Annotated in this window: 11 protein-coding genes; 9 read left to right on the top strand and 2 right to left on the bottom strand. The window is 63.7% G+C overall.

The window, feature by feature from the left end:
* Positions 1 to 22: 22 nt before the first annotated feature.
* From XI06_RS18610 to recQ, 6 genes are all read left to right on the top strand, one after another.
* Positions 23 to 259 (top strand): hypothetical protein, encoded by a 237-nt coding sequence (locus XI06_RS18610; protein WP_271606100.1) that lies wholly within the window; start codon positions 23 to 25, stop codon positions 257 to 259.
* 190 nt (positions 260 to 449) lie between these two features.
* The gene (locus tag XI06_RS18605) at positions 450 to 2,009 is read left to right on the top strand and encodes an amidase family protein (RefSeq protein ID WP_271606099.1); all 1,560 of its coding nucleotides are present in this window, start codon (positions 450 to 452) and stop codon (positions 2,007 to 2,009) included.
* Between the two features lie 245 nt (positions 2,010 to 2,254).
* The gene (locus XI06_RS18600; RefSeq protein ID WP_271606098.1) at positions 2,255 to 3,556 is read left to right on the top strand and encodes an O-acetylhomoserine aminocarboxypropyltransferase/cysteine synthase family protein; all 1,302 of its coding nucleotides are present in this window, start codon (positions 2,255 to 2,257) and stop codon (positions 3,554 to 3,556) included.
* A gap of 12 nt (positions 3,557 to 3,568) precedes the next feature.
* The gene (metA, locus tag XI06_RS18595; RefSeq protein ID WP_271606097.1) at positions 3,569 to 4,570 is read left to right on the top strand and encodes a homoserine O-succinyltransferase MetA; all 1,002 of its coding nucleotides are present in this window, start codon (positions 3,569 to 3,571) and stop codon (positions 4,568 to 4,570) included.
* A 105-nt stretch (positions 4,571 to 4,675) separates the two neighbouring features.
* A complete protein-coding gene (locus XI06_RS18590) occupies positions 4,676 to 5,419 on the top strand; it encodes a polysaccharide deacetylase family protein (protein ID WP_271606096.1) in 744 nt (247 codons plus the stop codon).
* 103 nt (positions 5,420 to 5,522) lie between these two features.
* Complete coding sequence (recQ, locus tag XI06_RS18585; RefSeq protein ID WP_271606095.1) at positions 5,523 to 7,388, top strand: DNA helicase RecQ; 1,866 nt, start codon at positions 5,523 to 5,525, stop codon at positions 7,386 to 7,388.
* Between the two features lie 213 nt (positions 7,389 to 7,601).
* Here recQ and XI06_RS18580 read toward each other — a convergent pair whose 3' ends face one another.
* Complete coding sequence (locus XI06_RS18580; protein ID WP_271606094.1) at positions 7,602 to 8,618, bottom strand: 1-aminocyclopropane-1-carboxylate deaminase; 1,017 nt, start codon at positions 8,616 to 8,618, stop codon at positions 7,602 to 7,604.
* 159 nt (positions 8,619 to 8,777) lie between these two features.
* Between XI06_RS18580 and XI06_RS18575 the strand changes: the two genes are divergently transcribed.
* From XI06_RS18575 to XI06_RS18565, 3 genes are all read left to right on the top strand, one after another.
* Positions 8,778 to 9,242 carry an Lrp/AsnC family transcriptional regulator gene (locus tag XI06_RS18575; protein ID WP_237864234.1) on the top strand — a complete coding sequence of 155 codons (465 nt, stop codon included), beginning with the start codon at positions 8,778 to 8,780 and terminating at the stop codon, positions 9,240 to 9,242.
* Positions 9,243 to 9,349: 107 nt separating this feature from the next.
* On the top strand, positions 9,350 to 10,495 hold the full coding sequence (locus XI06_RS18570) for a PLP-dependent cysteine synthase family protein (RefSeq protein WP_271606093.1): 1,146 nt from the start codon (positions 9,350 to 9,352) through the stop codon (positions 10,493 to 10,495).
* Between the two features lie 116 nt (positions 10,496 to 10,611).
* On the top strand, positions 10,612 to 11,172 hold the full coding sequence (locus XI06_RS18565) for a carboxymuconolactone decarboxylase family protein (RefSeq protein WP_237864232.1): 561 nt from the start codon (positions 10,612 to 10,614) through the stop codon (positions 11,170 to 11,172).
* A 15-nt stretch (positions 11,173 to 11,187) separates the two neighbouring features.
* Here the strand turns inward: XI06_RS18565 and XI06_RS18560 are convergent, their stop codons facing one another.
* Positions 11,188 to 12,771, bottom strand: coding sequence for a sensor domain-containing diguanylate cyclase (locus XI06_RS18560; protein WP_271606092.1), 1,584 nt, complete (start codon positions 12,769 to 12,771; stop codon positions 11,188 to 11,190).
* Positions 12,772 to 12,780: the final 9 nt, after the last annotated feature.

Below are 12,780 nucleotides of genomic sequence, written 5' to 3'. Positions count from 1 at the left end.
CGAGGCCGCTCGCAAAGATAAAATGCTTCGTCACTTGCTCCATTCGCTCGTCGCAATCTTGATCATGACGGCCGTGACGTTGGCAGCTTTGGAGATCGGGCTCCGGATCGCCGATTTTCGCGAGCTGCGGGAGGGCGTCAGCGAGCGCTCGCTGAGTTACGCCTATGACGCCGAACTCGGATGGGCCCCGGTTCGGGGATCGACCTCCGTCGGTGTGGTTGCGTCCGCCCCGCCGACACCGGAGGCGCGGCGCTGGTGACCTCAGGGCCTGGCCGCCTCCCGTCACCCGCCATCTCCCGTCTCCCGCGCGCTTCAGCACGGGATCGCTCACCCGTACCCTGACGGTTCGTCGCATTGGCGACCGCTGCCAATGCGCCATGCACAAACGCCGCTGTACAGAGGCCGCTGCCGTCCGTAACCTCTGCGCCGCACATTTGGGGAGATGCGGCGTGGCGAAGAAGACGGCGACCAAGAAGAAAAGTGCTTCAAAGAAAGCAAAGAAGATCGCGAGTAAGAAGACCTCATTCCGTAAAGGGGCTGTCGCGAAACCGACCGTCAAGACAGCGGTCAAGAAGGCCACGGCGCGTCGCCCCAAGGGGCCGGCCTGGCAATGGTCCGCGGTCGAGACCGCCGCCGCGATCCGCTCCGGCGCAATCTCCGCGGTGGAGACCGTTGAGGCGCATCTGGGGCGGATGCATGCGGTCAATCCCAGGCTGAATGCGGTCGTGGTCGATCTTGGAGAGGAAGCGCTGAAGGCGGCGCATGCGGCGGACAAGCAGCGCGCCAAGGGTGGCGAGCTCGGCCTTCTGCACGGCGTGCCCGTGACCATCAAGGAGAATGTCGACTACGAAGGCAGGCCCAATTTCAACGGCGTTCCCGCCAACAAGGATCTCGTTGCGCCGTCGGATTCGCCTGTCGTGCGCAACCTGAAAAAGGCCGGCGCGATCGTCATCGGCCTCACCAACACGCCGGAATTCTCGTTCCGCGGCTTCACCGACAATCCGCTGCACGGATTGACGCTCAACCCCTGGGATTCCGATATCACCTGCGGCGGCTCTTCGGGCGGCGCGGGATCGGCGGTCGCCGCCGGCATCGGCACCATCGCGCATGGCAACGATATCGGCGGTTCGCTGCGCTGGCCAGCACACTGCAACGGTGTTGCGACCATCAAGCCGACGCAGGGGCGCATTCCCGCCTTCAACGCGAGTGCCACCGCGGAGCGACCGATGCTGGCGCATCTGATGTCGGCGCAAGGGCCGCTCGCACGCCATGTTGCCGACGTTCGTCTTGCGCTGGAAGCGATGAGCCAGCGCGATCCGCGCGACCCCTGGTGGGTGCCGGCGCCGCTGGTCGGACCGAAGCCGAAGGGACCGATTAAGGTCGCGCTGGCAAAAATCCCTGAAGACATGAAGGTTGATCCGTCGGTCAGCGCGGCGCTGCGGCAGGCCGCCGATCATCTGGAGCGTTCCGGCTATCGCGTCAGCGAGGTCGAGGTGCCCGACATCAACGGCGTCTGGCAGACATGGTGCGACATCATCACCAACGAGACGGTGGTGATGCAGGAGGCCGGTATGCTGAAGGTGACGTCCGAAGACTTCCACAAGGCCTGGGGTGGCATGAAGGCCAAGGCCAATGTCCTCGACCTCAAGGCCTGGATGCAGGCGACAGCCGCGCGCAGCGGCCATATCCGCGCTTGGCAATTGTTCTTCGAGCAGTATCCAGTGGTGCTGGCGCCGACCACGGTGAAGCCGACGCCGGGCCCGCGCGACGACACCATCAGCGCCGAGCGCGTGCAGGAAATCTTCTGGGGTGAGATTCGCTTCATCTCCGCCATCAACGTCCTGGGCTTGCCCGGCGCTGTGGTGCCGGTGACCGCGCATGACGGCAAGCCGATCGGCGTGCAGCTCATCGCCGGCCGCTACCGCGAGGATCTCGCGCTGGACGCTGCCGCTGCGATCGAGAAGCGGGCGGGCGTGCTGACCCATCGGCTCTGGGAGATGATGGAGTAGGGCGATAGGACCGGTTCTCCCTCTCCATGTGTGAGGGAGAACCTTTTGGCGAGCCCGACGCAGTCGTTAATCCAAATTGACTCAAATTTTAGCCAATTCACCAACAACCGTTAGGGTTACTTCCTCGATCTCTAAGCGAATTATTGTCCGCTTTACCACCCGCCTCTAACAGAGGGACGGCGGACAGCGCACATGCCTCATACAGGCCAATAAGTGCGGCCCGCGTCCCACGCGGAGGTGGTACGATGCGCAACGAGACGATCGCTATTCACGCCGGCTACGAGCCCGAAGCCACCACGCACGCAGTCGCCGTGCCGATCTACCAGACTGCCGCCTACGCCTTCGACAGCGCTGACCATGGCGCAGCGCTCTTCAATCTCGAGGCCGAAGGCTTTCGCTACAGCCGCATCGCCAATCCCACCAGCGCCGTGCTGGAGAAGCGCATCGCACAGCTCGAAGGCGGCGTCGGCGCGCTCGCGGTTGCGACTGGCCAGGCCGCGCTGCATTTCGCTTTCGTCAACGTCGCCGACCACGGCGGCAACATCGTGTCAGTGCCGCAGCTCTACGGCACGACGCATACGCTGCTTTCCCACATCCTGCCGCGGCAGGGCATCACCGGCCGCTTTGCCGAGAGCGATGCGCCCGACGCGATCGCAAGGCTGATCGACGAGAACACCCGCGCCGTGTTCGCCGAGACCATCGGCAATCCCGCCGGCAATGTTTGCGACATCGAGGCGCTGGCAAAAATTGCGCATGCTGATGGCGTGCCGCTGATAGTCGACAACACCGTCGCAACGCCCATTCTGCTCAAGCCGTTCGACTACGGCGCCGACATCGCCGTGCACTCGCTGACCAAGTTCCTGGGCGGCCACGGCACCACGCTCGGCGGTGCCATCGTCGATTCCGGCAACTTTCCCTGGGCGAAGCACGCCGACCGTTTCCCGGCCTACAACAAGCCCGACGCCTCCTATCACGGCCTCGTCTATGCCGAGCGGTTCGGCAAGACCGCCTATATCGAGCGTGCGCGCAGCGTCTATCAGCGCACCATGGGCTCGGTGCTGTCGCCGTTCAACGCCTTCCTGCTGCTCCAGGGCATCGAGACCGTGGCGCTGCGCATGGAGCGCCATTGCGAGAATGCCCGCAAGGTCGCCGAATTCCTGCGCAACGACCCGCGTGTCGCCTGGGTCAATTACACCGGCTTCCCGGACAGCCCGTATTACCAGCTGGTCCAGAAATATCTCGACGGCAACGCCTCCTCCCTGTTCACCTTCGGCATCAAGGGCGGCATGGAAGCCGGCAAGGCCTTCTATGACGCGCTGAAGCTGATTACGCGGCTCGTCAACATTGGCGACGCCAAGTCGCTGGCCTGCCATCCGGCCTCGACCACGCACCGGCAGATGTCGGCGGAGCAGCAGCGCACTGCAGGTGTTCTGCCGGAGACGATCCGCCTTTCGATTGGCATCGAGCACGCCTCAGACATCATCGAGGACATCGATCAGGCGCTGGAAAAGGCCTGTCCGGCCGCGCGTCTTCAGGCCGCGGAGTAGGCAGTCGGACCGATGAGCGTCTTGATCGCCAGGGATCAAGGTATCGCGAGCCCGGCGCTGGTTCCAGCCGAAGGCGACCTCGCGCGCGATCATGCGGTTCCTGAGCTCACCATCGGGTTGATCAACAACATGCCGGATACGGCGCTAAAGGCGACCGAGCGGCAGTTCATGAAGCTGCTCCAGGCCGCTGCAGGGCCGCGCCGCATCCGCTTCCATTGCTTCTCGCTGCCGTCGGTGAAGCGCTCGCCGGAAGCGAAGTGGCATGTCGAGAGCGAATATTCCGACATCGCGGATCTCAAGCACCAAAAATTCGATGGCCTGATCGTGACGGGCGCGGAGCCGGTCGCGCCCGAGCTCGACCAGGAGCCGTACTGGCGCGATCTTACCGAGCTGATCGACTGGGCCAGGGTCAATACGCGCTCGACGATCTGGTCGTGCCTGGCCGCCCATGCGGCGGTGCTGCATCTTGATCGCATCGAACGACAGCGGCTGCCGTCGAAATGCCATGGGATATTCGACTGCGAGGCCGTGACCGGCGACCCGCTGACCCGCAATGCGCCGGCACCGCTCAAGGTCTCGCATTCGCGCCTGAATGAAGTGACCGAACGCGATCTAGCGCAGGCCGGCTATCAGGTGCTGAGCCGGTCGGCCCAGGCTGGCGTCGACGTCTTCGTCCGGCAGTATGCCAGCCGCTTCGTGTTCTTCCAGGGCCACCCCGAATATGATGCGCTGTCGCTGCAGCGCGAATATCTGCGCGACATCGGTCGTTATCTCGCGCGTGAGCGGGAGGTCTATCCCGCCCTTCCGGTGAGTTATTTTGACGCAACGACGGAGGATAAGCTCGCCCGCTTCGAGAAACGGGCGAAGCACCAGCGTCATCCGGCGCTGACCAACGAGCTGCCAGCGCTGACTTTGCGCACAGATATCGCGGCTGGCACCGCCGCAGCGGCGCTTTTCAGCAATTGGCTGCAATATCTCGGTGCGGACGCCGATGCTCCGCTGCTTGCGCGTTAGTCCGAGGCTGGTGGCTCCGCATTAGGATTACCCAAGCGTTAAGCTTGCCTCACACCCCGCGCAAATGTTTCAGTACAGAAACACAGACTCACAGGGAATGCACTCGTGCTGTCGGGCCTCAACGGACGCTTGAGCAATCGGCTGGCGCGGCATTTCCGCGCCGCTCCGCACCGCCTGCCGGCGCACGCGCCGATGGTGAGCTTCACCTTCGATGATGCACCCGATAGCGCAGCAGGCGAGGGCGCTGCGCTGCTGGAATCGCATGATGGGCGCGGCACGTTCTATATCGCAGGCAGCCTGATCAATCAGCCCGGAGACCACTGGCACGGTCTGTCGAACGAGGCGATCGTTCGGCTGCATCGCGCCGGTCACGAGATCGGCTGCCATACTTTCTCGCATTCGCGCGCGGTCGATCTCGACGAGAGTGCGATGGCGCGCGAGATCGAGCGGAACCGCAGCCATTTCCGCGGCATCGATAGCTCGATCCGGCTTGAGAATTTTGCCTATCCGTACGGCCTCGCCTCGGTCTGGCGCAAACCGCAGCTCGCCAAAATCTTCCGCTCGGCGCGGGGGATCCTTCCCGGCGTCAACAGCGACGTGATCGATCTCCAGTTCCTGCGCGCTTCGCCGCTGGTCAATTGCGAGATCGATACGGATGGTGTCGATCGCTATTTCGACGAGGCGGTGGCAAGCGGCGGCTGGCTGATCTTCTACGGCCATGACGTTGTCGATGCGCCGAGCCCCTATGGCTGCACGCCGGCCCTGCTGCGCCACGCGCTGATGGCGGCGGCATCACGCAACATGCCGATTGTGACGGTCGCCGAAGCCTTGCGCCGGATCGGGGCGTAGCTTTTCAACTCTTGCGGCAAGTGGAAGGTGAAGATGGGCTTGCCACGCCCGCGCGGTCATGCGACTGGCGTTGTGGCGAATCTCTTAGACCCTCGACACCCCCATGTCCGTCCCTTCCACCGCTCCGCTGCCCGCGCCGGCCGATGGCCGCGATGCGCTGTCGGTGTTGCGTTCGGTGTTCGGCTTGCCGGGCTTTCGCGGCGCGCAGGGTGAGATCATCCGTCATGTGACTGATGGCGGCAATTGCCTGGTGCTGATGCCGACCGGCGGCGGCAAATCGTTGTGCTATCAATTGCCGTCGCTGTTGCGCGAAGGCTGCGGCATCGTGGTCTCGCCGCTGATCGCGCTGATGCGTGACCAGGTCGCGGGCCTGATCGAGGCCGGCGTCAACGCCGCCGCGCTGAACTCGTCGCTGTCGTTCCAGGAGGCCTCCGAGATCGAGCGGCGCCTGATCGCAGGCGATCTCGACCTGCTCTATGTCGCGCCCGAACGGCTGGTGACGCCGCGCTGCCTGTCGATGCTGGCGCAGGCCAAGGTGGCGCTGTTCGCGATCGACGAGGCGCATTGCGTCTCGCAATGGGGGCACGATTTCCGGCCTGAATATGTCGGCCTCTCCATCATCGCCGAGCGCTTTCCCGACGTGCCCCGCATCGCGCTGACCGCGACCGCGGATGAGCTGACGCGGAAAGAGATCGTCCAGCGGCTCCAGCTGGCCGACAGCCCGCAATTTGTCTCCAGCTTCGACCGGCCCAACATCCGTTACGAGATCGTCGACAAGCGCAATGCGGTGTCGCAGCTGAAGGATTTCATCCGGGAACGGCATGCTGGCGACGCCGGCGTGGTCTATTGCCTATCGCGCAATCGTGTCGAGGAGGTCGCGGCCGCACTCGACGAGGCCGGCATTTCGGCGCTGCCCTATCACGCCGGCCTCGACAGCAGCGTGCGCTCGCGCAACCAGGACCGTTTCCTCAACGAGGACGGCATCGTCATCGTCGCGACCATCGCTTTCGGCATGGGCATCGACAAGCCCGACGTGCGCTTCGTCGCCCATCTCGACCTGCCCAAGAGCATCGAGGCCTATTACCAGGAAACCGGACGCGCCGGGCGCGACGGCAAGCCGTCGGTCGCCTGGATGGCCTATGGCCTCTCCGACATCGTGCAGCAGCGCCGGATGATCGACGAATCCAGCGGCTCCGACGATTTCAAGCGCGTGTCGATCGGCAAGCTGGATGCACTGGTCGGCCTCGCCGAGACCGCGCAGTGCCGGCGCAGGCGGCTGCTCGCCTATTTCGGCGAGACGGTAGGCACCGAGAATTGCGGCAATTGCGACAACTGCCTGACGCCGCCAAAAATGCGTGACGGTAAGGTGCTGGCGCAGAAACTGCTGTCCTGTGTTTATCGGACGGGACAACGTTTCGGCGCGATGCACCTGATCGACGTGCTGATCGGGCGCCTGACCGACAAGGTGACGCAGTTCGGCCACGACAAGCTGTCGGTGTTCGGCATCGGGCGCGAGCTCAACGAAAAGCAATGGCGGACCGTGCTGCGGCAGCTGGTCGCGATGGGGCATTTACAGGCCGACAGCGAAGCCTACGGCGCAATGAAGCTGACGGAGACTGCGCGGGGCGTGCTGCGCGGTGAGACCGAAGTTTGGCTGCGCGAGGAAGCACCTGGAACCCGCGTCCGCGCAAGTCGTGCCAAGGCCCGCCGCGGCGACCTTGCGCCCGCAGCGAACACGCCGCAGGGCGATATCGATCCCGAATTGCGCGCGCGACTACGGTCGTGGCGCTCGGATGTGGCGCGCGAGCGCGGCGTGCCGGCCTATGTCGTGCTGCACGATGCCACCATCGACGGCATCGTGCGGGCCTGGCCGACCACGCTCGACGAGCTGCGCAATGTCCCCGGCATCGGCGACAAAAAGCTCGAGCATTACGGCGAGGAGCTGTTGCAGATCGTCAGGACGCGGTAGGGGCGCGCCGATCTTTCCATATCGTCATCCCGGACAAGCGCGCCTGAAGCGCGCGCAGATCCGGGATCCATACCGCGTGATTGATCGATTGTGATCGGCAGAAGTCTCAAACTGCAAGTCTTCGCCAAACATCTCCCCGGGGGTATGGGTCCCGGGTCTGCGCTTGCGCTTGCCCAGGACGACACCAGTTGTGTTCGGCGCGAGCAGAGCCTCTTAACCGTTCCGGAACGCGTAACCGTAGCCGTTCAGTGCCGGCGCGCCGCCGAGATGGGCGTAGAGGACCTTCGCGCCCCTCTCGAAATAGCCCTTCTTGGTGAGGTCGATCAGGCCTTGCATCGATTTGCCTTCATAGACAGGGTCGGTGATCATCGCTTCTAACCGTGCGGTGAGGCGGATCGCTTCCTTGGTCTCTTCCGACGGCACGCCATAGGCGGGATAGGCGTAGTCCTCGATCAGCACGACGTCGTCTGCAACGATGTCCTTGCCGAGTTCGACGAGCTTGGCCGTGTTCTGGGCGATCGAGAGCACCTGCGCCTTGGTCTGATCAGGGGTGAACGAACCATCGATGCCGATCACCTTTCGCGCGCGGCCGTCGTCGGCGAAGCCGACCAGCATGCCGGCATGAGTCGAGCCGGTAACGGTGCAGACGACAATGTAGTCGAACTTGAAGCCGAGCTCTTTCTCCTGCTTACGCACTTCCTCGGCGAAGCCGACATAGCCGAGACCACCGAACTTATGCACGGACGCGCCGGCGGGAATAGCGTAAGGCTTGCCGCCCGCAGCCTTCACTTCCTCGACCGCCTGCTCCCAGCTCTTGCGGATGCCGATGTCGAAGCCGTCGTCGACCAGGCGCACGTCGGCGCCCATGATGCGCGAGAGCATGATGTTGCCGACGCGGTCATAGACGGCGTCCTCGTGCGGCACCCAGGCTTCCTGCACGAGCCGGCACTTCATGCCGATCTTGGCCGCGACGGCCGCGATCATGCGGGTGTGGTTGGACTGCACGCCGCCGATCGAGACCAGCGTATCGGCGTTCGAGGCGATCGCATCGGGAATGATGTATTCGAGTTTGCGCAGCTTGTTGCCGCCATAGGCGAGGCCGGAATTGCAGTCTTCGCGCTTGGCGTAGATCTCGACATTGCCGCCGAGATGTTTTGACAGCCGCTCCAGCTTCTCGATGGGCGTCGGACCGAAGGTCAGCGGATAGCGCGCGAATTTGTCCAGATTCATGGGATCATCCCTGATGGCGTTGTGTCTGGGATGTGGCTATCATTGCAGAATGAGAAGGTGCTCTCGAATTTTGCGCCAACATTGCGCGTTTTCTTGCAGAAATATCCATATCGGCTAAGATTTCTTCCTAGTAAGTCCAAATATTTGGAAGTTTCTTCCATGTCAGCGCGGCTCGACCGTATCGACCTCAAGATGTTGAGATTGCTGCAGAATAACGGCCGGCTCAGCAACGCCGAGCTGGCTGTGTCAGTCGCGATCAGCCCCGCCACCTGCCATCGCCGCACCCAGCGCCTGTTCGAGGACGGCTTTATCGCCACGGTTCGCGCCATGGTGGCGCCGAAGAAGGTGGCCAAGGGCACGCTTGTGATGGTCGGCGTCGTGCTCGACCGTTCGACACCGGAGAGCTTTGCCACCTTCGAGCAGGCGATTGCCAAGCTCAAATTCGTGCTCGACTGCCATCTCGTCGCCGGCGATTTCGACTACTTCCTCAAGATCCGAGTCGGCGACATGGAGGATTTCAACCGCATCCATGGCGAGCAGCTCATCGCGCTGCCCGGCGTGCGCCAGACCCGCACCTTCTTCGTGATGAAGGAAGTCGTCGACAACGCGCCGCTGGAGTTCTGAGCGATAGCGTTTTCCAGCGAAGTGGAAACCGGTTCGCGCTATGAAAACGCGTCAAACGACAGTCCAGAGCTATTGATGCGCGATGCGCATCGTGAGAGATTCGCCCAATGCCACCGCTTCCCTCTCGTCCGCATGATCCCGCCGCCCCTAGCTACCGGCGCGGCTGGGTCGACGAGGCCGTGGCCGCGATCGAAGCCGATCAGTGTCGCACGGCCGACACTCATCTGATCCGGCTGATCGTGCCGGCGCTGTCAGGCATCGATCTCTACCTGAAGGACGAATCCACGCATCCGACTGGCAGCCTGAAGCACCGGCTGGCGCGCTCGCTGTTCCTCTACGCGCTCTGCAATGGCCACATCCGCGAAGGCACGCCTGTGGTGGAAGCGTCGTCGGGCTCGACCGCGGTGTCGGAAGCCTATTTCGCAGAGATGATCGGTGTACCCTTCTACGCCGTGATGCCCCGCACGACTTCGGCGGAGAAGATCGCTGCGATCGAGCATTATGGCGGCAATTGCCATCTGATCGACGATGGCCGCGCGCTCTATGCGGAAGCCGCCGCGCTCGCGACCCGGTTGAACGGCCACTACATGGACCAGTTCACCTTCGCCGAGCGAGCCACCGACTGGCGCGGCAACAACAACATCGCCGAATCGATCTTCACGCAGTTGAAGGGCGAGCCGCATCCCCTTCCGGACTGGATCGTGATGGGGGCGGGCACCGGCGGCACGTCGGCCACCATCGGCCGCTATTTGCGTTATCGCCAATATTCGACGCGGCTCTGCGTCGCCGATGTGGAGCATTCCGCTTTCTTCGACTGCTTCCGCTCGCAAGACCGCTCCCGTGTTTGCGAACGCCCCTCGCTGATCGAAGGCGTCGGCCGGCCGCGCTGCGAGCCATCCTTCGTGCCTGGCGTGGTCGATCGCATGATAAAGATCCCGGATGCGGCGACGATCGCCGCGATGAACGTGCTGTCGCGCCGCCTGCGCCGCGCGGTCGGCGGCTCCACCGGCACGAATTTCCTGGCGCTGTGCCGGCTCGCATCCGAGATGCGAAAGGCAGGTCAGACGGGATCGCTGGTGACGCTGATCTGCGATTCCGGCGAGCGTTATCGGCAGACCTATTATGAGCCGGCCTGGCTCGCCGCGCGCGGTCTCGATCCCGCGCCCGTCGAGGCGGCGTTGTCGTCATTCCTCGAGACCGGACAGCCGCTGGAGCTCGCAATCGACGACGTCGTCAACCCACAGAGGCCGTGAGCCTTGTAGGCTTCGTGCTGCCATTTTGTGAATTTGCACGGTCGTCACAGCAACTTCACTTGTCATGTACGCGCACGCGGGCGACGGTCGCCCCTTCTCAACGAGGAGATCCTGCCGTGCGCCTTCCCATTCTCGATCCGAAAGAGCTGAGCGACGAACAGAAGCCGCTCTATGCCGACATGCAAGCGGGCATCAAGGATCACTTCAAGGGCTTTGTGAACATGCGCGAGGACGGCGCACTGCTTGGTCCCTGGAATCCCTGGATCAGCGAACCGCGCTTCGGCAAGCCGGTATGGGAGCTGGTCAAGGCGATTGCGTCGAACCCACTGCTTCCGGCGCCCGTGCGCGAGGTCGCGATCCTCGTCACCGGTTCGCATTTCCGCTCGGGCTACGAGCTCTACGCCCATGTGCTGGTGGCCGAGCAGCGCGGCCTCTCCGACGAGAAGCTCGCGACCATCGTCGCCGGACAGCGGCCGGTCGATCTCACCAAGCAGGAGGCCGTTGCCTATGACATGGCGTCTGCGCTGGTGAGCGGTGGCGTTCTGCCTGAGCTGACCTATCGGGCCGCGGTGAAGGAATTCGGCGAGCACGGCGCGGCCGAGCTGTCCTATCTCGTCGGGGTCTATTGCATGGTCTCGGTGACGCTGAACACTTTCGATGTACCTGTGCCGGATTAAATCGGCTGCGGACGATCACTCCGCCGCCCTGTTTGCAGGCGGCGGAGGATTCCAGGCGATGCAGCGATTGCGGCCCTCGTTCTTGGCCTGGTAGAGCGCCTCATCGGCCGCGCCCATCAGCGCGTCGATGCCGGACATGCTGACGGTGGCCTCGGCAATTCCAATGCTGACGGTGACGCCGAACTGCACCTGATGGGCGTTCAGCCGGATCGCCATCGCGCGTTTGCGGATTCGCTCTGCGACGAGTTTGGCGCGTGACAGGCTGGTCTCGGGCAGCAGAACCGCGAACTCCTCGCCGCCGATACGACCGACGAGATCGGACTTGCGCTTGCCCTCGTTGCATGCGGCTGCAACGGCCTTGATCGCTTCGTCACCGACCGCATGACCGTACCGGTCATTGACCGACTTGAAATGGTCGATGTCGAGCATCAGAACCGAGACGGAGCGGTAATAGCGCTGGAAGCGGCTCCATTCCGCATCGAGCGCCCCCAGGAAATGCCGACGGTTGTACAGGCCCGTGAGCGAATCGGTGGTCGCCAGTCGCTCCAGCATGGCGGCCTTGTTGGTGAGATCAGTGATGTCGACATAGGTCAGCATCCGGCCGCCATTCGACATCGTGGTGCAATGAGCCCTGATCCGCCGCCCGTCGGGCGTTTGAAGGTCGCGCACGTGATCGCCGGCCATGACCTCGGCAACGCGCTTGCCCGGGAATTTTGCCAGCTCGTTCGCCGCCAGGTCGGGTGCGCTGGCGCGCTGCATGCGGCTCACAAGTGAAGCGTAGGCCGGGCGGACCGCGGCCTCCTCCTCGCTCGCCTCCCAGAACCGGCGCATCCGCAGATTCATGAAGCTCGCGTTCAAGTCGGAGTCGAGCAGGAGAACGCCGTCCTGAACATTCTCCAGGGCGTCCCGCAGCAGCTTCAGCTCGTCCGAGGTACGCACAATGTCGGTGACCGGCGTATAGGTCAGCATGCGCCCGCCGTCCGGCAATGGCGTGCATTGGACGCGCACGACGTCGCCATTGGTTTGGCGCACATCGATGGGGGTCGGATCGCCAGCCTCAATCACGCGGACGCGCTCCATCACGTGGGCCTCGAGGACGGGGTCTGGCACCTCATAGGCTCCGATGTCGCGCCCGTGATGAAGCAGCGTGAGAATGGACGGATTGCTGTCGGCGACCTGGTCAGGCAAGTGCCACATCTGGCGAAACGACCGGTTGATGAGGCGCGCCCTGAGATTGGCATCGAGCAGCACGATTCCGGTCGGCACGTGATCGAGGGCCGCGCGCAGCGCCAGCATCTGGGCGCGCATCAGCGCATCGGTCGAGCGTCCCTGTCCGTCGCCGGCCGGGCGATCGATGGCGTCCGGCTGCTCGAAGGCAACCCCGACCTGACGGTCCGACCGCCAGATCACCCGGCAGCTCAGGATATCGCGTCCCTGAAGCCTGAGCTGGAACCGGTCGGGAACACCGAGGCCGCTCTCCATTTCGAGCGTCGCGGCTTCCTCGGAAAGCCGGCGCACGACGCAGTCGATCGACGACTGGCCGAAATTGAAAAAGATCTTCCCAGCAAGGAACGTCCGTTCCGTGACCAAGCGGGACATTCGCAGACT

This window comes from Bradyrhizobium sp. CCBAU 11434 (assembly GCF_028128895.1).
In the GTDB taxonomy this organism is placed as follows: domain Bacteria; phylum Pseudomonadota; class Alphaproteobacteria; order Rhizobiales; family Xanthobacteraceae; genus Bradyrhizobium; species Bradyrhizobium zhengyangense.
Note: the sequence above shows the minus strand (reverse complement) of the source record. Positions and strands in the feature narration are given on the sequence as shown.